The sequence below is a fragment of the Mesotoga sp. UBA5847 genome (assembly GCF_002432735.1).
Lineage (GTDB): Bacteria > Thermotogota > Thermotogae > Petrotogales > Kosmotogaceae > Mesotoga.
The window spans coordinates 33,321-53,654 of the sequence record NZ_DJGL01000094.1; the positions used below are offsets into that span (position 1 = coordinate 33,321).

15 protein-coding genes are annotated in these 20,334 nt (G+C 45.2%); 9 read left to right on the forward strand and 6 right to left on the reverse strand.

Going from position 1 to position 20,334, the window contains the following annotated elements:
• Positions 1–225: 225 nt before the first annotated feature.
• The 4 genes from purB (at position 226) to B3K91_RS11870 (ending at position 5,037) form a co-directional block, all read left to right on the forward strand.
• A complete protein-coding gene (gene purB, locus B3K91_RS11855; RefSeq protein WP_292589481.1) occupies positions 226–1,524 on the forward strand; it encodes an adenylosuccinate lyase in 1,299 nt (432 codons plus the stop codon).
• 4 nt (positions 1,525–1,528) lie between these two features.
• Positions 1,529–2,782: an adenylosuccinate synthase gene (locus B3K91_RS11860; protein WP_292589483.1), complete on the forward strand. Its 1,254-nt coding sequence runs from the start codon at positions 1,529–1,531 to the stop codon at positions 2,780–2,782.
• Positions 2,783–2,813: 31 nt separating this feature from the next.
• Positions 2,814–4,202, forward strand: a complete 1,389-nt coding sequence (cysS, locus tag B3K91_RS11865; protein ID WP_292589485.1) for a cysteine--tRNA ligase — start codon at positions 2,814–2,816, stop codon at positions 4,200–4,202.
• Between the two features lie 391 nt (positions 4,203–4,593).
• Positions 4,594–5,037 (forward strand): OsmC family protein, encoded by a 444-nt coding sequence (locus B3K91_RS11870; protein ID WP_214078547.1) that lies wholly within the window; start codon positions 4,594–4,596, stop codon positions 5,035–5,037.
• A 46-nt stretch (positions 5,038–5,083) separates the two neighbouring features.
• On the opposite strand, the gene B3K91_RS11875 is transcribed toward B3K91_RS11870, so the two are convergent.
• From B3K91_RS11875 to ggt, 3 genes are all read right to left on the reverse strand, one after another.
• Entirely contained in the window at positions 5,084–6,727 is a 1,644-nt protein-coding gene (locus tag B3K91_RS11875; protein ID WP_292589488.1) for a S8 family peptidase, read from the reverse strand.
• A gap of 146 nt (positions 6,728–6,873) precedes the next feature.
• Complete coding sequence (gene mscL / locus B3K91_RS11880) at positions 6,874–7,326, reverse strand: large conductance mechanosensitive channel protein MscL (RefSeq protein WP_099829951.1); 453 nt, start codon at positions 7,324–7,326, stop codon at positions 6,874–6,876.
• A gap of 179 nt (positions 7,327–7,505) precedes the next feature.
• Positions 7,506–9,188: a gamma-glutamyltransferase gene (gene ggt, locus B3K91_RS11885; protein WP_292589491.1), complete on the reverse strand. Its 1,683-nt coding sequence runs from the start codon at positions 9,186–9,188 to the stop codon at positions 7,506–7,508.
• 188 nt (positions 9,189–9,376) lie between these two features.
• Between ggt and nadE the strand changes: the two genes are divergently transcribed.
• A complete protein-coding gene (gene nadE, locus B3K91_RS11890) occupies positions 9,377–10,216 on the forward strand; it encodes an NAD(+) synthase (protein WP_214061211.1) in 840 nt (279 codons plus the stop codon).
• Here nadE and B3K91_RS11895 read toward each other — a convergent pair.
• From B3K91_RS11895 to B3K91_RS11905, 3 genes are all read right to left on the reverse strand, one after another.
• Positions 10,197–11,279, reverse strand: a complete 1,083-nt coding sequence (locus B3K91_RS11895; protein WP_214061210.1) for a hypothetical protein — start codon at positions 11,277–11,279, stop codon at positions 10,197–10,199. The genes nadE and B3K91_RS11895 overlap by 20 nt on opposite strands.
• Before the next feature lie 448 nt (positions 11,280–11,727).
• A complete protein-coding gene (locus B3K91_RS11900; protein ID WP_214061209.1) occupies positions 11,728–14,175 on the reverse strand; it encodes a hypothetical protein in 2,448 nt (815 codons plus the stop codon).
• 55 nt (positions 14,176–14,230) lie between these two features.
• Positions 14,231–14,695, reverse strand: coding sequence for a hypothetical protein (locus B3K91_RS11905; RefSeq protein ID WP_214061208.1), 465 nt, complete (start codon positions 14,693–14,695; stop codon positions 14,231–14,233).
• A gap of 134 nt (positions 14,696–14,829) precedes the next feature.
• Between B3K91_RS11905 and B3K91_RS11910 the strand changes: the two genes are divergently transcribed.
• The 4 genes from B3K91_RS11910 to B3K91_RS11925 all read left to right on the forward strand — a co-directional run bounded on the left by B3K91_RS11910 (position 14,830) and on the right by B3K91_RS11925 (position 20,333).
• Entirely contained in the window at positions 14,830–15,681 is an 852-nt protein-coding gene (locus B3K91_RS11910; RefSeq protein WP_214061207.1) for an aminotransferase class IV, read from the forward strand.
• Between the two features lie 137 nt (positions 15,682–15,818).
• Positions 15,819–17,903 carry a peptide ABC transporter substrate-binding protein gene (locus B3K91_RS11915; protein ID WP_292595273.1) on the forward strand — a complete coding sequence of 695 codons (2,085 nt, stop codon included), beginning with the start codon at positions 15,819–15,821 and terminating at the stop codon, positions 17,901–17,903.
• A gap of 70 nt (positions 17,904–17,973) precedes the next feature.
• Entirely contained in the window at positions 17,974–19,350 is a 1,377-nt protein-coding gene (locus B3K91_RS11920) for a M14 family zinc carboxypeptidase (RefSeq protein ID WP_214060484.1), read from the forward strand.
• Entirely contained in the window at positions 19,347–20,333 is a 987-nt protein-coding gene (locus tag B3K91_RS11925; protein WP_214060485.1) for an ABC transporter permease, read from the forward strand. Before B3K91_RS11920 ends, B3K91_RS11925 begins: the two co-directional genes overlap by 4 nt.
• Position 20,334 lies beyond the last annotated feature (1 nt).

The following is a 20,334-nucleotide window of genomic DNA, read 5'->3' on the forward strand; positions in this document are numbered from 1 at the left end:
CCCCATTAGAAGCTCCACTTTTCTATCTCATTCTGAGTTGGTTCTTCGGATATGATAACCAGTCTGCTCTTGTCAAATCCCGGCAGAAGCTGGACAAAGATGGTTCCCAATTCTCTTCATATCTGCCCCGATTTGACCATAACCTTTTTCATTGGAATGACACATATGAAAAACAATGGCAGATGGTTTGATGTAAACTATTATCTGTTGGATGGGAGGTAGACTATGATAGAGAGATATGCGCTTTCCCCCCTGAAAGAACTTTGGGAACTGGAAGCCCAGTACAAAAGATGGCTCGAAGTGGAACTGGCCGTCGTCAATGCCTATGAGAAGACAGGGCGAATTCCTCAAGGAACGCTTGAAAAGATGAAGTCCGCTGCAAGAATTGATTTGGAAGCTATTTCCGAGATTGAAAAGCAAGTAGATCACGATGTCATTGCTTTCATAAAGTTCGTGACACAGGGAATGGGGGATGAAGCCCGTTATTTCCATCTTGGATTAACATCATCCGATGTTGTGGACACTGCCCTTTCGCTTGCCGTTAGAGAGTCCGGGCGCCTTATTGTCGGGTCTCTGGAACAGCTCTCGAGAGCACTGAAAGAAAAAGCAGTTGCCTATAAAGATGTAGTATGTATGGGTAGGACTCACGGCATACATGCTGAACCCACTTCGTTTGGGCTGAAGTTTCTATCGTTCTTTGTTGAAATAGAGAGGGCAATCCTTCGCTTGAACGTAGCTATAGATGGTTGCTCAGTTGGGAAACTGAGTGGAGCCGTTGGAAACTACGCTAATATTTTGCCGGAGATCGAGAGTATTGCTCTTGGCGAGCTCGGTCTGAGGCCGACCGCTGTTTCCTCCCAGATCATCCCGAGGGATATACACGCCGAGTTTCTTTCGGCGCTGGCAATTACGGCCTCTTCAATAGAGAGAATGGCTGTGGAGTTCAGGCATCTCCAGAGAACAGAGGTCCTGGAAGTTCAAGAGCCATTTAAGAAGGGGCAGAGAGGCTCTTCCGCTATGCCTCACAAAAAGAATCCCATTATATGTGAAAGGCTCACCGGTATGGCGCGTTTGATAAGAAGTTACGCAGGTGCTTCACTAGAAGATATCGCCCTTTGGCATGAAAGGGACATCTCCCATTCCAGTGTAGAGAGAGTAGTCCTGCCGGATGCGACAATGCTTCTGTATTATATGGCTGAGAAGTCTGTTTATCTTGTGAGCAATCTTGTTATCTATCCCGAAAGAATGAGAGAAAACTTCAAGGCCTCCAGAAACCTTGTTTTCTCCCAGAGGGTCATGTTGGCCTTGATTGAGAAAGGTATGTCGAGAGAGGAAGCTTACAGGTTGGTACAGGAGTTGTCAATGGATTGCTGGAACGGCAATCTTGATTTCGAACAGTTGGTTCTTACTAATCAAGTGATCACAGGGCTCATGAATTCAGAAGAGATTGGAAGACTTTTCAATCCTGATTATTTTTTGAGAAACGTTAATTGCGTATTTGAGAGAGTTCTTAATGGAGGTTGACCGAGTGAAGAAACTGGCCGTTGTTGGAGCCCAATGGGGCGATGAAGGAAAAGGAAAGGTTGTCAATTACTTTTCCAGGGATTTTGAGTGGATAGTAAGGTTTTCCGGTGGCGCAAATGCCGGTCATACGATCTATGTTGAGGATAAAAAGTATGTGAATCATCTTTTGCCCTCGATAAATCCCGTGATTGATTCAAAGGGCTTTCTTGGTGCAGGGATGGTAATAGATGTCGGGCAGTTGATTGAGGAACTGAAAATCCTGGAAAGAGATTTCCCAGGCATCTCCAGTAGATTCTATCTTGATCCCGAAGCCTTCATCGTTCTTCCCTGGCACAAAGAGGAAGACCTGTTGCTTGAGAAGATGCGCAAGGTACCGATCGGCACAACGGGAAGAGGGATAGGACCCGCTTATACCGACAAGGCATCGAGAGAGGGGCTGAAGCTCTTCGTCCTCTTTGACGAGGCACTCTTGAGAGAAAGACTCGAAGCGATATATCACATGAAGCGGAGCAAGTATAACAGGGATTTCGCTGTCTCTATAGAGGAAATGTTGGTCTATCTGCAAGGTTTTAGAGCTGAGCTTGAAAGGCTCAGCGTCAATTTCACAAGTGCGGTAGATATGTATAGAGTCTTCAGGAGTACTTCCGTCTTGTTTGAAGGAGCTCAGGGTGTTCTTCTGGACCTGGATTTTGGCACATATCCCTTTGTGACATCGGGGGCGTGTATGGCTCACGGGGTATCCTCGGTAGGTTTTTCTACTTTTGAACTAGACGGTGTCTACGGGGTTCTCAAAGCTTACACGACTCGAGTAGGAGCCGGCCCCTTTCCGACAGAAGAGTCCTCCGGGGTAGGTGGGCTTCTGCGCGAAAGAGGAAAGGAATTCGGTGCAACAACTGGTAGAGCGCGAAGGATAGGCTGGCTGGATCTTCCCGCTCTTAGGTATGCAAAAATCAGGTCTGGTCTAACGGGCCTCGTTATTACGAAAGGAGACGTACTGAACGGACTGGATGAAGTGAAAATCTGTGTGGCGTATGATGTCGATGGAGTCATAAAGGAATTGCCTTCTACTTCGTATGATTTTTTCAGAGCAAAACCAATTTACGAAACTGCTAGTGGATGGCCCGTTACTGATCACGTTAACTTCCTGAAGTACATGACTTTTATCGAAAGAGAAACGGGTGTCGAGATTGACTATATCTCATATGGGCCGAAAACTGAAGAGATGAAAACCAGGAACGATCTTATATTGAACATATAGCCCGGTTTTGGGGAAGGAGGGAAGGCAGAGAATGGAAATACTACTCACGAACACGATGTCACGAAGAAAGGAAGTCTTCAAGCCGCTAAGGGAAGGCGAGGTGGGCATATATACTTGTGGACTCACTGTTTATAACTTCGCTCACATTGGTAACCTAAGGGCGTACGTCTTTGCCGACACCCTCAAAAGGATGTTCCTTTTCAACGGGTACAAGGTCAATCATGTCATGAATATTACTGATGTGGGCCACTTGACCGGAGACGAGGATGAAGGCGAGGACAAGATGGAAGCCGGTGCAAGACGCGAGGGGAAAACCGTCTGGGAGATAGTGGACTTCTATACCAAGGCTTTCTTCGACGATCTGAAGAGATTGCGCATCATCTTCCCAACTGTCACATGTAGGGCAACCAGGCACGTAGACGACATGATTGACATGATAAGCAAGATAGAATCTAACGGATACACATATGTCGCTGGTGGAAACGTATATTTCGACACTTCGAAACTGCCGGACTATGGAAAGCTGGCAAGGCTTAAGCTTGACGAGGACAAGATGCGTTCTAGAGTGGAAAGCGATCCCTATAAAAGGAACCCCTTTGATTTCGTCCTGTGGTTCACTCGATACAAGTACGATAGCCATGCAATGCAGTGGGACTCTCCGTGGGGCAGAGGTTTTCCGGGATGGCATATCGAGTGTTCTGCGATGTCTTCGAAGTACCTCGGTGAAAGATTCGACATCCATACGGGCGGCATAGACCATATTCCAATTCATCACACAAACGAGATTGCCCAGAGCGAGGCCGCTTTCGGTCATGAATGGGTTAATTACTGGCTCCATTCTGAATTCCTCGTCATCGGCGAGGGGGAGAAGATGTCCAAATCCTTGGGCAACTTCATTACTTTGCAGACGCTGATCGACAAGGGTTACGATCCTGCAGAGTATCGATACTACCTTCTGGGAGCTCACTATAAGAAGCAGTTGGCTTTCACACTCGAGGCTCTCGATGGAGCGAAAAGCGCCATGAAGAGGCTTACCACTAAGATAGGAGAACTGAAGGGATCAGAAGCACCTGTTAGTAAACTCAATTCAGTGCTTCTGAATGAATTTCATGAAGCAATAAACGACGATCTGAATACACCCAGGGCACTCGCTGTTTTGTGGAAGGTAGTAGACAGCGAGGATCTTTGTCCTGGCGAAAAGCTCTCATTGATCAACGAATTTGACAGAGTTCTTGGACTAGGTCTTTCCGAAATCGAAACTGAGGTAATTCCCGAAGAAGTAGAAGAGCTTGCAAAGCAGAGAGATCAGGCTCGAAGGGGCAAGGACTGGAAGAAAGCAGATGAACTGAGGAAACTGATTTCCGAAAAGGGGTATGAAGTTCTGGACGAAAGAGACGGATACAAGATAAGAAAGAAGTGAATCGCAGCGAACACCGGTAGATGAAGAGTTTTCCGTGAATTCAACGTTTCTCGATGTCACGTTTGCAGTAGGATCTTGGCCTAAGATCTGTCTTCAAGCAGAGTTTTTTGACTTGTGAAGGAGGTTTTTCTTACAGGTTCGGTTTTCTTCACGGTTCTCACTTCAGACAACGATCTGTCCATCCGTACCATATCGTACGATATAAATACTTCAGTTTATGAACTCAGAACCAGTAGGTAAATGACAAAGGACTTCTGTTCATTGCGTTTCTGCAGACTTGGTCCGTCATTATTGCGGGTATTTAACTGATAATTTATATCGGCTTAACTGAGAAGAATCTCCATGCTGTTAGAATATTTGTGAAAGATATAACAAATTAGGAGGTATTTGTATGCCAGATGCGAATTTCAGAGTGAGAGCAGTTTCGGAAAGTCCGACGCGAGTTGCCGTAAAGGCAAGGAATTTTACTATGATAGTTGATGAGCCACCAAATCTCGGTGGTGACGATAAGGGTGCCAATCCTGTCGAGTATGTTTTGGCCGCATTGGCCGGTTGTTTGAATGTAGTCGGACATCTTGTAGCAAATGAGATGGGCTTTCAAATAGACAAGCTGGAGATCGATGTTTATGGCCCGCTGAACCCGGCCAGATTGTTTGGCAAATCGTATGAAGACAGAGCGGGTTACAAGGAAATAACCGCAGAGATGAAGGTTGACACCGACGCAGATGAAGAGACACTCAAAAGATGGGTCGAGGCTGTGGAGGACCGTTGCCCGGTCTCTGATAACCTGGGAAATTCTACACCGGTAAGGGTGGTTGCAAAAGAACTTACATAGGTCTGATAAATCTGAGAGGGCTCCTTCAGAGGAGCCCTTTCAGATTCTAATAACCGGACGATTCGTTGACCGGAAAGAACTGGACCGGAGTCTCGAGCTCATTATGCCCGCTGCTGAAAAAAGATAGAGTCACGGCGTTCTCAATTTCCGGGTGCCAGGTTGTAGTTGCACTGGAGCTAGAGAAACCGTAATAGCCCAGGAGGTCGCCTTTGTCGATCTCTTTGTTTCCATTGAAATCTCTCCAGACCCTTATTTTGATGTAATTTTCCGTGAGTCCGCTTACGTAAAATGAACCGTCTGCCTCAACTTCGGCTTCCTTCAGAACCTGGCCCGAAGTGGAGAGGATTTGGACCAAGAGAGGTCTCCGCTCTTCGTCGAAATTTAGAGCATCGAATGCCTGAATAAGGCCGTATCCATAGTACTGATCCCATCCCGGATCTCCCAGATCAAGGGCCGTTCCCCGAAGGATCTTCCTGATAATCTCTTCGCCAGAAGAATCTCTGCCTGCGTAACCTTGTGCCATCAAGAGAGCCGCAAGCCCCGTTACATGTGGCGCCGCCATCGAAGTGCCATACATAGCGGAATAAGTGTTTCCCTCGCCAAACGAGTATCCCGTGCTCAATATCTGTGGGGATGACGAACCTCCCGGAGCGACAAAGTCAAGATGTTCTCCGTAGTTCGAGTAGCTTGCCCTTTGCATCGTATTGTCGACTGCGCCTACTGATAGTACTTCTTCGTAGGAAGCCGGGTAATACGGCCTTGAGGAATAGTAATTGCCTGAGGCAGCTATCATCAAGACTTCATTTTCCGATGCGTATTGGATGGCTGCTGCAACAACCGGAGAGTCCGGCCCCGCAAGGCTCATGTTTATAATCTTTGCTCCGTGATCAACCGCAAAAATGATGCTACTAGCGAGTATGTCATCGGTGGTTTTTCCTGCTTCGAAAATTTTGATTGGAATGATTGTGCAATACTCTCCCCATGTAATCCCAGAAACACCCAAAGAATTATTCGTTTTCGCAGCAATCGTACCTATGACATGGGTTCCGTGGGATCTAACGGGATCATAATCTGTAGGGTCATCATCACCGTTTATTAGATCGTATCCCGGAAGAAAGACACCTTCTAAATCCGGATGATCCAGCCTAGCGCCCGAGTCAATAACAGCTACAACAACCGTTGACGATCCCCTTGCAATTGTCCAGGCTTGAGGCATCTGAATCATCGGGTAGTTCCACTGATAAGGATACAACGGATCGTTGGGGACACTCTCCTCGGATTGAAGAGTGAAAATCTTTTCCGGCTCGATTGATTTAACTCCTTCAATGCCATACAACGAAGATGGATCGTTTGTTTTCACAACTGCATAGCCAAGAGACCCGTCTCTTGAATAGAACTCATCAAGGATCTCTACTCCAGAAACGCCTGAGATTATTCCTGAATTAAACCCTCTATCAAATAGGACAACGAATTGATTACTCAGGAAACCCTGCTCAATGTCTTTAGTGGAAAACGTGGGAGAATATGCCGCGGTTCTTTGAAAATTATCGATTGCTGAAGTTTCTGGAAAGTAAAAAATGACCTGACCTGAAAGAGAGTAATAAACCTCGGGTTTGATGCATCCCGTTAGCGAAAAACAAAGAACAATAAATAGCGTAATCAAAAGCGCGAAAAATTTCCTAAGCAGCATCTGAACCTCCGGATCTAGATAGAAAGATTGTACCATCATCTCTGAAGCATTGTATTCCTTTGACAAATCGATTTAGATAACAACCACGAATGGAAACACGCAAACAAAAAAAGCGGCCGCTAGGCCGCTTTTTGCTTGTTATTATCTCAAGTTTTCTTTCCAAGTTCAGATGTACAGTTAGGACACCTCACTGCATCGATAGGAATCGATGTGTGACAGAAAGGACAGGTCTTGGTTGTTGGTGCAGCCGGAGCCTCTTCTTTCTTCAGTCTGTCCCGCATTTTGTTGATTGCTCTTATAATCAAGAAGATCACAAAAGCGAGAATAATGAAATTAATAATCGCGTTGATGAAAAGACCGATGTTTATAGTTGCTGCACCGGCCGCTTTTGCCTCTGCGAGTGTTGCATAAGATTCCCCTGATATGTTTATGAATAGGTTGCTTAAATCAATGCCGCCTGTGAATAGACCGAGAATTGGCATCAGTATGTCGTCTACAAGAGATCTCACAATTACTTGAAACGCACCACCGATTATGATACCAACAGCAAGATCAATGACGCTGCCGCGACTGATAAACTTCTTGAACTCTTTCCACACACCACTCACCCCCCTCTACCCATGACGTTATAAAAAGATTATAATCTGGTTTAATTCCAAAAGCAAAGTCCAAAACACTCTTAATAAGCGGTTCGTTTTGATCTACTCACCAACACCATTATTAAAATTAGACTCTGCATTGCTTTCGATTGAGCTTCGGGGAACTCCAAAACATCATCTCAATAAGCGACAGCCTGCCCGTCTCTTCTGGGATCGGCTCCTCCAAATAGTATTCCAATATCTCTGTTGAACAAGACGGCATGAACCCCACCGAAGTAGGGATCATAGTCGTTTCTTACAGTTATGTCATGTCCCATTTCGATTAGCCTATTGTAAGCGTTAATTGATATCCTTCCTTCTATGGTCATCGGGCCAGTCTGTGTCCTAAATACTCTGGGTGCGAGAATTGCTTGCTGTACAGTCATTCCGTGGTCAATGATGTTGCTTATCGTTTGAGCCACAGTAGTGATAATCCGTGTACCTCCTGGCGCGCCGATAGCCATATATGGTTCACCTTCAGGATCAAGAACGAGTGTAGGACTCATGCTGCTGAGAGGCCTTTTCCCGGGTTCGACTGAGTTTGCTGAGCCGGGGGTTTTTACGAAGTCGTCCATGTGATTATTGAGAATAATTCCTGTTGTCGGTACAACAACGCCGGAACCAAAGAAGTAATTTATGGATTTTGTAATAGCAACCATGTTTCCTTCTCTGTCCATAACAGAAAGATGAGTAGTGCTTCCGCTTTCGAACTTCCAGGGGTCACCGGGTTCGACGGAATCAAGTGGAATGCGCTTATCGATTTTCTCAGCAAGGATCCTAGCATAATCTTTCGAAGTTAGTCCCTCGAGAGGAACATCTACAAAGTCAGTATCTGCCATGTATTTTGATCTATCTGCAAAAATCAGTTTCATTGCCTCCGACCAGATGTGGATCGTCTCGGCAGTGTTGTCTCCCATCGATCCGACATCGAAATTTTCCATAATATTTAGGAGTTCAATCACATGAGTTCCTCCAGAGCTGGCAGGTGGAACTGACAGAATAGTGTAACCTCGATACGTGCCAACAACTGGTTTTCGAACCTTCACTTCATAATTTGCAAGATCATCCATTGTCATTACTCCGCCGCGTTTCTGAACTTCGGCCACAATCTTCTCGGCAATTTCCCCAGAATATATCGCATCTTTCCCGTTCTCTACGATAGATCTTAGCGTATCGGCCAAGTCCTTTAGTACAATAGTCTCACCCACTTCATAAGGAATACCTCCATACTTCAAATAGAGGTCTACGCCATTTTCCATCATCATTATCTTCTCGTAGTTATCGCTAATAATTGAAAAAAGGTTAACTGTTACAGGGATTCCCTTCTCGGCCCAGTCTATGGCTGGCTTAATTACTTCTTCTCGAGAGAGCGTTCCGTAGTTTTCAAGAGCGTACAACAGGCCGGCGACTTCACCCGGAACCCCGACGGCCTTTCCTCCGATGACGCTCTCATAGTTTACTGGGCGATTATTCTCGTCAAGATTGAAAAAAGTGGGGCTTGTAGCGTTCGGTGCAGTTTCTCTGAAATCAATAACTACTGCTTCGTCCATATCGGCCAGCTTAATTATCATGAATCCTCCGCCGCCAATTCCAGAAGCATTAGGTTCCAGAACACCTATCGCAAATGCCGCAGCTATCGCAGCGTCTACCGCATTCCCTCCCATCTCGAGAATTCTAACGCCTACTTCTGAGGCTTCGGGTTTTGCGGCCGCAACAACTCCATTTCTTCCGTCTGCATCCCTTCCATAAAGGTTAAGAGGGTTCGATGCCAGGACGGTCCCAGCGATTAGTATTGATACAAGAAGAAACATGATTTTTCTCATTTTTCTCTCCTCCTCCTTAAACATGAGATTACCTTAACGTATAAGTCTAGCATTTCCGGCAACTGAAATTTCTTCGATTATATTCTGCAGCAAACATTCGATGTCAGACTTCCCAATGGGTTCTTTGAGTTGAATATTCAGTTTTCAAGAACGGAGGATTAGTCTAGTATAATCTTATTGGTGATCGTATGCGAGAAATTGTCGATTTTATAAGAAGCACTGTTCTGAAGTGGGGCTATCGAGGGGCTGTGATAGGAATAAGCGGAGGAATAGACTCCGCGGTGGTAGGTAAGCTAGCCGTAGACGCCCTAGGTAATAGAAACGTATTTGGCCTTCTCATGCCCGAACGCGACTCTTCGAAGGATACCCTGGAGGATTCGAAGCTCGTAGCGCACTTCCTGGGAATAGACTTCAAAGTCAAGAACATAAGTTCGATTCTCCGTGCTGTTGGTTGCTATAGACTCCAACCGCCGGCGCTTTTAATACCTCAGTCGGTTAAGGAAAGGTATGTAAGGGATAAGTGGCAGCAGCTTTCTTCAGACCCTTTCCTTGACGACCTGGCCGACAGGGGCAGTGAAGAATTCAAAAGGGGACTGGCTTTCTATAGAGCTAAGCACAGAGTCAGGATGGTTTCGTTGTATCTGGAAGCTGAGAAAAGGGGTTACGCTGTACTTGGCACGACAAACAAGACCGAATGGCTTTGCGGACTTTATGTGAAGTGGGGAGATGATTCAAGCGACATTGAGCCAATCAAGCATCTGTTCAAAACTGAGGTCATTAGCCTTGCTAGAGAATTGGGAATTCCGGAGAGGATCATAGAGAAGCCGCCGAGTCCTGACCTTATTCCTGGTGTTACCGATGAGACTGCTTTTGGGATGTCTTTTACTGAGCTTGATGAGGCACTCATAAAGATAGAAGCCGGAGAAAAACCAAACCCTCACGACAAGAAGGCCGTGAGGATCATGGAAATAGTGAAGGCGGCCGAACACAGACAGTTCAGAAATCTGTCTATTTTTCAGCAGAAGTGAAGGTCTCTAGACCGTTACTCCACGAAATACTTATCAGATTAATCGCCACTCTTTCCAGCTGATGATCAGCAAATTCCGGAAAGTCGGTGAAATCATGCTTTTTTGCTTCCCCGGGTCCTACGCTTAGGCCCTCTAGCTCCTTCTCAGCAACGTAAAGCTCCTTGCCCATAGGATCAAGCAGTCTGAAGGATATATGGACTCCCTTAACAGTCCCAAGGTCTGAATTATTTTTTATCCTCAGAACAACTCCCTTCTTCTTGCTGAAGGTTCCGACCTTCTCTATACTTGATTGAACCACGACTTCACGATGGAGAGAGTCGGTAGTCTTTCGATCCCCGGCCAGATACAGGTCTGCAGATTCTGGAATGCTTTCTTCCAGATCCAGAGAGGATACTGATATTTCCTCACCGAGCGGTTCAGGCAGCGATTCATTCTTAGTTTCAAAACTCTCTAGAGACTTGTACAGCTGATAAAGATCCCACAAGTTGTCGTTGAAGACTCTGTGCTTTTTCAATTCATCAACAATAATCTCCGTACTGAATGAATCTAAACAAACCTTTGAGTTCTCCTTGCGGATCTTTGCGCCGTCTTGTCCGAAGAAAACTCCAGAAAGAACAAACCATTCGTCAGGTAGCGGAAAGACAAATCTTCCCAAATGCTCTTCCTTTGAAGAAAACTCTATTGTGTTAACAATAATTGGAACCACGTAATCTGTATCTCTCTTTGCGGGAATCATCGATGCCTCGTTGTCCGATACGACTCTAATAGTCTTGCCTAAAGTTCTCGATTCGAATGCCCAGAGCGATACCGAGTCTTCGTAAAGTTTGTCGCCTACGACTTTGATTCCATGTAGTTTAACTGAACTGAAGTCCAGCTTGCTCTTGGTTAGAGAGAATCTCGAAGCTTCCATTTTCACTTCGATAACGGCCATTAATCGGTCTCTGTATTTGGCAAAGACTGGATCGGAAGGAAATGTGAAAGTTATTCCGTCATGCTTCGATTCTTCAATAAACACTGAGCCTGAATCACTTATAAGAAAAGCCGAGTACTCAATAGTCTTCATGTTGTTTCCCCCTTTCTCTTTGTTATCTCCGATAACAGCATTATACCTCATACGGTTGTTGTGGTTTAAGCAAAGTCGACTGGCGGGCAAGTTTTAAGTTCCTTTAACAAGTAGGATAACATAATGATTTTGAATCCCCATCATCGAAAGATTCAGTTTTACGAATAAAATGCCAGGGTGTAACTAGCTCTTTGGCCCACGCTTCTCTTGCTTCATTCACTTCTGATTTGTGACTACATGAGATCTCGGTCAACGGTACAGATATAGTGCTCCTGAATAAAAATGTTTCAGGTTCTTCGTTTCCAACAAAGGTTGTGGGTATTGTGGAAAACAGGTGCATGCAAGTTTCTATGAGAATGTTAGAGACACCTACATGAAGAAGAGGGGGAGTATCCCCCCTCTTTGATTACTCTTAATGCAAAGTCCTGACTGAAGCGCGAAACCTCTTTCAGGGCCTGGTCTCTAATCCTAAGTAGAGTCCCAATCGAGAATTGCTGTATTGAATGCCAATCTTTGGGAAAAGATCTCCGAGACCGATAGTTGAACCGACATTTACAAATAGATACATAGCAGAATGATCTAGATTAGTGTTTGATCCATTTACCTCAATTCCGACTCCCATCTCTTTCAGAAAGAAGAGTGGACTCCATCCCCAGTTGATCCGATATAGTAGTTGGGCTCCATTGATATACCAGTAGAAGTCTTCGTAGAAACCCACTCCAAGACCGACAGACGTTCCCAAGGTTGGAGAGAATGTTGCATCAAGAGCAAGCAACGGTGTTATCTTTCCATTTGAGACTCTTACGCCCGGTTCTAGGGAAATCGAGAAGAGACTTCCGTTTAGACTCAACGGGACGGAAGTTGTTATTCCACCCGATGTGTCCAGTCCAATGTAAGCATGCGATCTGAATCTTGTGGAAGGATTGAGAGGCAACTGGAAGAGCTCAGAAGAGAGGCCGGCGCTTGCAATAGGAGCTTCGGGAACGCCCAGATTGACAGTAAGAATTGCATTGACCCCTTCAAATACCTGCCCACTGTACTCGGCAGTTAGAGAGAGTTTATTGGTTCCGAATGTGAACGATGGCATTAGCGTCATAGAGTGGTTGGAATCATGGGACAGGTGAAGAGTTAAAAAGCCCAAAGAAAAGTGCTCGCCATCGTACGATACAAGAGGCGCTCTCAGGATTGGATTCAAGAAGTGAAGGAAGGTTTTCTTAAGATAATTGCCTTCTGTGTAGTCCGCCGCTGCAGGGTCGAAGTCGTCGGGTTCAACTTCTTTGACAACGTATGGGCTACTCTGTAGATCAAAGGTAAATATCGACATTCCTTTCTCTTGTCTGGAATGTCCAAATCCATATACAGTAGAATCGAGCACGACGGCCTTTTCGAGATTGGCTCCCTCGGTAAGTCTGAAAACCTCACCTGATTCAACATCTACGGAAAAGGCATCCATGAACCCCTCTTCGTAGGAGGAGGTAAAGATTATTTGCCCATTGTTATAGTCGATACCCCTTCCTTTGAGGTATGGATCTTGTAGAATGATCTTGAATTCACCTTCGGTAAATTTAGCGATCGCTCCGTTGATACCGTCCTTCGAGAGGAGCATTATCAAACTACCGTCTTCGAGTGCTATTATGTCCTTGATCAACCACGGGATTGTTGTTAGCTGCATTTCTTCGAAGTAGATTGTTGAAAATCCCGTCTTCGTGTCATAAAGCGCTTTTATCAGTCTTCCATTGTAGATATCAAAGGCAGTTACCATGCCCTTGTCCAGAAGCCTAACTGAGAGAGGAGGTCTGTACGACCAGATCTCTCTAAAAGTTGTACTTCTCTCAGTGACTGAAGTCATCAGGTAGATGTTCCCTTCGCGCCATTTAAGGGTAATTGCTCCAAAGTCAGAGAGTCTTCTAGAAAAACCTCCATCAACAAACTCTTCAATTCCTCTTTCAACTGCCCCATTCCATGAACTTGCTTCTCCAAAAACAGAATAAGAGAAAATGACGCCGTTTTCCGTCTTGGTCATGTCAAGTATCTGTCCATTCTTGATTGTCTTGACTTCGTTCAATGTTCCGTAGTCTGCGGCTTCAGATTCCACTTCTTCTTTCCAGTCACTATAAAGCACGTCTAGTGTTTCGTCAAATGCGATTCTTGAGGCGTTGATTACCCCTATTACAGGCATTCTCCCCGAAACTTCTTTGTGAAACTCCTTCACAGATTCTATTCCGAACCTTCTGACGAGATAATCATAGAAACTGGCAATGTAGTTGTAATAGAGAGCTCCTCCGCGGTAGTCCTCACGCGATACGGACAGAGCATAGTCCAGGCCAGCGAAGGAGTCGGCCTTCATATTCTGATATGTCATCTCTTTCCCCCACAATGGGTTGTTCAATCTTCCCTCGGAGAAGTAATTAGAGGATTCGGCGAACAAGGTCACTCCTTCAATAAATGGTGAGAACATCTGCGGCGAAAAGAGTTCCGTTCCTAGGAGCACTCTAGAAATGAACGCAGGCACACCTGTTGTGTAAGTCAGGTGGGCGATATGAGTGAATTCATGCATCAACAACTGTCTATACAAATTTGACACATTCATTCTCGTTGAGAGTATTGTGTCGGCAGGCCACACAAAGATCTGAATAGTCTTGTGGTTTTGAGGCTGAGCGATACCGTTCGTATTTGCCCCGAAATCTTTCAGAACGATGTTTATTCTTCCGGGGTCGTTGCCCACCAGTTCAACGGCTTTCGGTCTTATAGATTCAAAAACATTACCTACATGGATAGCGATCTCCTCGAACCCCTTATGGTAGTAGATATCAGCATTTGGGAATTCAAGAACTTTGTTGGCCAGCGAAATGACTGCGATTAGAGCCACGGCTGCCAATAGTATCGTTTTTCTCATGGCATACCTCCTGCCTCAGATCATAGGTGAATGAGTTCTACCCGTGAACGACACGTTATACTCCAAACGTGTCCCTAAAAAAACGCTTAGTTTCCCTTACGTTTAGGTATCTCCTGAAGGTCAATTTCATTTTTCCGCCTGTCCAGACTATCTTCATCACGGTACTGTCTGTGTTAGCACCTCCTGATGAAGAGTCCATAGTACTGGAGACCTTGACCTTTTTCAGTGAATCTTTCGGAATGAAGAGATTGCCAGGTGTTTCGTTCAAAACCTCTTCTCTTGTCTTTTCGTTGTACCTGTCAAGCATAGAAGAGCCTGCCGACATCACAGATGCCATCTTCTTAAAGAACCCTTCGTTTCTTTCTTCGGAGGCTTCCTTTGCCTTCTTAACGGCTTCATTTGTTATTGATTTAGTCAACTGCACCAACAAGAGTCCCTCTGGAATCACAACAACATCGTAAGCCTTGCTTCCAAGAAGCCCCGAAGAGCCCCCTGGAAAGACCGCCAAAACATCGTCCATATGAAAAACCTCCAAAAGAAAAATCTGCTTACGGTTCCGTTATATTCTATCATTGATGTGCTGTCTTACCGCAAACTAATAGTCTGTTGATGCATAATGGTGTTATGAACGAAGTGAAGCTGGAGGAGGCACTTATGTGGGCATTTTACGATGGCGAATTTGTTCAAGAAAAGGGTAAGCATGTTCAACTGGAGAATAGGGGACTCACTTTTGCGGACGGTCTCTTTGAGGTTGTAAGGACAATCAAAGGCAGGATATTATTCTTCGAAGATCACTTCACGAGGATGATTAAGAGCGCTGCTTTCTTCAACATGGAGATTCCGTTCACTTCGCAAGAGACAAAGGAGTTTGCATCGGAACTAATCAGAAGAAATGCAATTGAAGATGGGGAGCTCTATATACAACTTACAAGAGGAACAGATCTTCACAGAGAACACAGATTTCCTTCAGAGAAAACCCCAAGCACGTTCTTTATGCTTGCACTTCCATTGAGAAGAATTGATGCAGAGAACTGGAAGAATGGAGTTAAGCTTTTAACCTATCCTGATCTAAGACACAAGCTATGTGAGCACAAGACGATAAATCTGCTGCCCAACGTTCTTGCCAAGAACTTCGCCTATAGCAAAGGAGGCTACGAAGCTTTGATGTTTAGAGACTTTGAAGGCAAGAAAGTTGCCACAGAAGGTGGCAGTTCGAATTACTTTCTTGTGAAGGACGGTGTTTTTTTCACTCCAGAAATCGATAACATTCTCCCGGGCATAACGCGGGGAAAAGTGATCGACCTTATTAAGAAACTGGATTATCAGGTTGTCGAAAAACCGGTTACCGTAGATGAATTCCTTGAGGCTGAGGAAGTCTTTCTCGTAAGCACAGTCTCCAGGGTGATGCCTGTCAGAGCGATAGACCAAGTCTGTTTTAGCGTTTGTGGTGATTATACTAGACAGATAATGCAGTCTTACGAAGATCTCTTCTTCTCTTCCAGGTGAATGATTTGGTATTAACTTGTGTTGGAAGGTAAACAATGCGTATAAATCTTCCCTGTTTTGGGAAATCTTCTCTGTGACTGGTATATAATTACATAAATTTTCCGTGTTCCAAATAATCTTTCTTGGAGGTGTGCGGGATGAAAAAGCTCCTGGTTTTCTTTCTAATTATTCTCTTCTCAGCGTTCTTGTTGGGACAGGTTCTCCCGGAAGAGGCGATTCCTGTAATCGAATCAAAAGGAATCATGTCTTCAGTCGATGAATCACCGTTAACTTATTCAGAATTCAGGAATGCAGTTGAAAAGGCCTTTCCCGGCAAGGGAAATCTGATCTCCGGAGCAGGAGAGGTCTTGAGAGCAGACTTCGCCGTTGCGATGGTTGAGGTTCTCGGTCTGAAGTCTGAAGCTCAGTCCTACGATGAGATTTGCACCACAGCAACTGACGAGTGGGACGCTCCGGTGGAGGCATGGGGAGCCCTCACTGTTGCTTACAGGAGCAATCACCAACTTCTCGATTTCCGATATGGCCACTTGATCGAGGCCAGCTCACCCATCACAAGGGAAGAGGCCGCCATTTCGATCTACATGGCTATGAATCCTCCAGTTAGGGGCGGAATGGCAACGACTGCGGTTACTGCCGATGCTCCTGGTTTCAACACCTTGTTCACTTCTTCCGGACTGACATGGACGATCTGCAATATCATTGGCGATGGAATAACCGGAACAGACAAGGACGGATTCTACTTCCCGAGAATGGTCAAGAGAATGCCAAGTCTAGAAAACGGGCTGATGGTAATAAACGAAGACGGTTCACTTACGATAACTTACGAGTTAAGAAAGGGAATGAAGTGGCACGATGGAGAGCCAGTGACTGCCCATGATGCGAAGTTCCAGTGGGAAGTTATGAACAGCGGCGCCCCGGTTACGACGAACTACTTCGAGAGGTCAGTATCCGAAGTCAATGTAATTGACGACTATATATACTCTATTACCCTTCCTGAACCCCTAAGTAATGCCGAGCTGGGGTCTTCCGTCTATGCCTATTATTTCGGCTGGTTCCAGCTGCCGGAACATGTCTACAGAACAAGCTTCGAAGCAGCAAAAGCAAGCGGAAACTGGGATCGTTTTGTTGAAGAAGCTACGAAGAATCCTATTATGACAGGACCCTACAAGTTCAAAGAATATGCTGAAGGTCAGTATGTGATAATGGAAGCTTTTGATGACTATTATATGGGTAGGCCGAACATCGACCAGCTGGTAATGAGAATCATTCCTGACATGGACGTTGTTTTTGCTTCCACACTAAATGGAGAAATCGATTTCGGTAGGTACACCCTCTCCCTCAAACAGTCGGTACAGCTGGAGAATCAACGGGCAGACATGTTCAACGTTTTCTATACACCAAACATTGCTTACGATAACCTGAACTTGAATCTAAGGGATCCCGAGGATACAACAAAACCCCATCCGATCTTTGGAGATAAGAGGGTAAGGCAGGCCGTTCTCTATGGTATAAACAGAGAGCAGATAAGCAATGTAGTATACGCTGGACTGGCCGAAGTGGTGGATACCTGGATTACTGATCTTCATCAAATGAGAGAAGCTCTTAAGGCGCCAGATGTTAAACATTACGAATACAATCCCGCAAAGGCCAAAGCACTGCTTGAAGAGGCTGGCTGGAAGCTCAACAACAGAGGTATCTATGAGAAAGAGGGTAAAACCTTTAAGTTCAAGCTTTCTCTTGCTTCGGGAAGTGGAGATTATCAGATGATGGCACAGATTATCCAGGGCATGCTGAAACAGGTCGGAATGGACGTCGAGATCGATGTGAAGCCTGCTCTCGTTATATGGACAGAGGCTTTCCCTTACGGAAACTATGATGCTTTGCTTTCCGGCTGGGGTTATGGTGTCAGCGACGAAGCAGCCAATTACTGGACCACCGATCAGATACCTTCTGACGAGAACTACTGGGGAGGAATGAACTATACCGGCTGGGCAAACGCTGAAAACGATGAGATAATTAACGCGGCCGCAAAGGAGCTTGATCCAGAGAGGAAACAGGCTCTCTATGAAAGGCATTTCGCGCTCTGGACGGATGAGCTTCCCGTTCTGCCGTTAGTAGTTGCACCAACACCTCATTTTGCAAAGAAGTACATCAAGAGTTTCAACTCTGGATATGATAATGGACTCGGCTGGATAATCCAGAACTGGTACATAGATAGATAATTGGCTTCTTTGGGGGAGAAGATGAGCTTCTCCCCCATGTTTTCTTACATCATCTTTCGGAGGTTTCGACATGAAGTTCAGAGAACTTATCGATGCAGTCCCCGACTACAAGGAGTTCTTCACAGTCGAGGAAATGGACCAGAGATCGTTCGAACTCGCAAAGAAGTATCCAGACAAAGTCAAGATATATGAGGCAGGAAGATCACGTGCCGGAAATCCAATCTATGTTCTGGAAATTGGTAAAGGTAAAAAGAACGCACTTCTGTTCGGCTGTCCCCATCCAAACGAGCCGATAGGTGCAATGATGCTGGATTTCCTGAGTGAGAAGCTTGCAAGCGATGACGCTTTTCGCGATGGATTCGACTTCACCTGGCATCTGATAAAGGTAATTGATGTCGATGGCACAAAGCTGAATGAGGGATGGTTCAAAGACTCTTCTTCAATAAGAAAGTATGCAGGCAACTTCTACAGACCGCCGGGCCACGAACAGGTTGAATGGACCTTCCCTGTTGATTACAAAACTCTGCATTTCCACTCGCCATTGCCGGAGACAGAAGTGCTTATGAAGCTTATTGAAGAGAAGAAGCCGGATTTCATGTACTCTCTTCACAATTCCGGGTTTGGAGGGGTCTATTATTATGTGAGTGACGCAGTTCCAGAACTCCATGAAACTTTCAGGAAACTTCCAGGTTTGTTTGGTTTGCCCCTTTCTCTTGGAGAGCCGGAAGCGCCTTTTTTGGAGCAGCTCGAACCTGCTATTTTCAAGCTTTTCGGAATGGCTCAAGAGTACGATTATCTAAAGAAGAATCTTGGTCCAAACAAAGACCCAGCAGACGTCATCAAAGCCGGTACTAGTTCTGATGATTTTGCTTCATCCGTGGCCGATACGTTTTCCTTGGTTTGTGAGATGCCATACTATTATGATGCAAGGGTCGAAGATATGTCTGAAGCCGAGATTACGAGGAAGGAAGCGCAGAGATTCAACTATCAGAGGTCCGTCGAGAATTTTGAGTTTGTGAGCGAAGTGTTGAAAGCGCTTGAACCTTACGTTATAGACAGAAATTCGCCGTTCTACAGAGTCTTCAAGAATGTTCTTGAAACCTACCCAGATCAACTTCAAGCGCAGAAGAATTGGATTGAAAATGACCAGTCTCTGGAGAGAAAGGCAAGTATGGCAGAGGTCTTTGATAATAAGATTGTCAGCCAGTTCTATCAATCATTGATGCTAGGGATGCTAAAAAGATTAGTCAGGGAGAATGATGACGGATCGGAGAAGCTGTCGGCAATCTCCAAGATGGCTGATGAGGCATTTGAGAGGAAAATGGAGTATCTTGAAGAAAATCTCAACTACACTACAATCCCCATAAAGAGTCTTGTCAGTGTTCAGCTGATTGCAGGTTTGAATGTTGCCGATTATATTCAGAGAAGGGAAAGCCGGATATCGTGAAAGTATATTTCCTGAAGAGGTTTCTCGAACTTATCCCGGTCTTCTTTGCAATATCGATCATAATATTTGTGATAATGAACTCCATGCCGGGAGATCCTCTCCTCCAGATGAGAATGCAGAATCCTCGGGCAATGGCCAACGATCCTCAGAGGATGAAGGAACTAAGGGAGTATTATCGCCTTGATGATCCTCTTCCGGTGAAATACTTCTCATGGCTGAAGAGTGTTATGATTGGCGACCTGGGATATTCGAGCATGTACAAGACTCCGGTAATAGACCTCATTGTTTCACGGCTGCCGAATACTTTAATCCTTACTATCACCGCATGGTTGATTGGGCTGGTAGTAGCTCTTCCTATTGGGATACTTTCGGCAGTAAAGAAATATTCTGTTTTCGATTACTCAACGACTGTATTTGCTTTTGTGGGAATCTCTTTGCCTGGATTCTGGTTTGCTTTGATCGCGATAATAATTTTCAGCGTTGGTCTCGGTTGGTTTCCCGTTTCCGGTATGTCAACCTATGGGGTCACAGGTACTTGGAATGTCTTTGTTGACAGACTGAGACATCTCGTACTTCCGGCCTTTGTTCTAGGTTTGGTACAGGTTGCTTCTTGGGTAAGGTATATAAGAACGTCTCTGCTGGAAGTTCTTGATCAGGATTATGTTAGAACTGCGTATGCGAAAGGGGTTCCCGATAGAAAGGTCATCATCAAGCACGCTCTTAAGAATGCTATGATACCGATTATCACCATAATCGCCCTAGACATTCCGTATTTCTTTGGCGGAGCATTGATCATTGAAACGGTCTTCTCCTGGCCGGGAATGGGGAGACTTATGTACAACGCGGTTATTTCAAGCGATTACAATTTGGCGATCAGTTGTCTGATGTTTCTAGCGATTGTAACCCTAATATCGAATCTGGTTGCCGATTTACTGTATGTGTTGGTCGATCCAAGAATCAGAATGGGCAGAAAGGGAGCTTAGC

What these genes read in the sequence shown, in the direction of transcription:
- purB (WP_292589481.1), top strand. Translation starts at nt 226, where the DNA reads ATGATAGAGAGATATGCGCTTTCCCCCCTGAAAGAACTTTGGGAACTG.
- cysS (WP_292589485.1), top strand. Translation starts at nt 2,814, where the DNA reads ATGGAAATACTACTCACGAACACGATGTCACGAAGAAAGGAAGTCTTC.
- B3K91_RS11870 (WP_214078547.1), top strand. Translation starts at nt 4,594, where the DNA reads ATGCCAGATGCGAATTTCAGAGTGAGAGCAGTTTCGGAAAGTCCGACG.
- B3K91_RS11875 (WP_292589488.1), bottom strand. Translation starts at nt 6,727, where the DNA reads ATGCTGCTTAGGAAATTTTTCGCGCTTTTGATTACGCTATTTATTGTT.
- ggt (WP_292589491.1), bottom strand. Translation starts at nt 9,188, where the DNA reads ATGAGAAAAATCATGTTTCTTCTTGTATCAATACTAATCGCTGGGACC.
- nadE (WP_214061211.1), top strand. Translation starts at nt 9,377, where the DNA reads ATGCGAGAAATTGTCGATTTTATAAGAAGCACTGTTCTGAAGTGGGGC.
- B3K91_RS11895 (WP_214061210.1), bottom strand. Translation starts at nt 11,279, where the DNA reads ATGAAGACTATTGAGTACTCGGCTTTTCTTATAAGTGATTCAGGCTCA.
- B3K91_RS11900 (WP_214061209.1), bottom strand. Translation starts at nt 14,175, where the DNA reads ATGAGAAAAACGATACTATTGGCAGCCGTGGCTCTAATCGCAGTCATT.
- B3K91_RS11905 (WP_214061208.1), bottom strand. Translation starts at nt 14,695, where the DNA reads ATGGACGATGTTTTGGCGGTCTTTCCAGGGGGCTCTTCGGGGCTTCTT.
- B3K91_RS11910 (WP_214061207.1), top strand. Translation starts at nt 14,830, where the DNA reads ATGTGGGCATTTTACGATGGCGAATTTGTTCAAGAAAAGGGTAAGCAT.
- B3K91_RS11915 (WP_292595273.1), top strand. Translation starts at nt 15,819, where the DNA reads ATGAAAAAGCTCCTGGTTTTCTTTCTAATTATTCTCTTCTCAGCGTTC.
- B3K91_RS11920 (WP_214060484.1), top strand. Translation starts at nt 17,974, where the DNA reads ATGAAGTTCAGAGAACTTATCGATGCAGTCCCCGACTACAAGGAGTTC.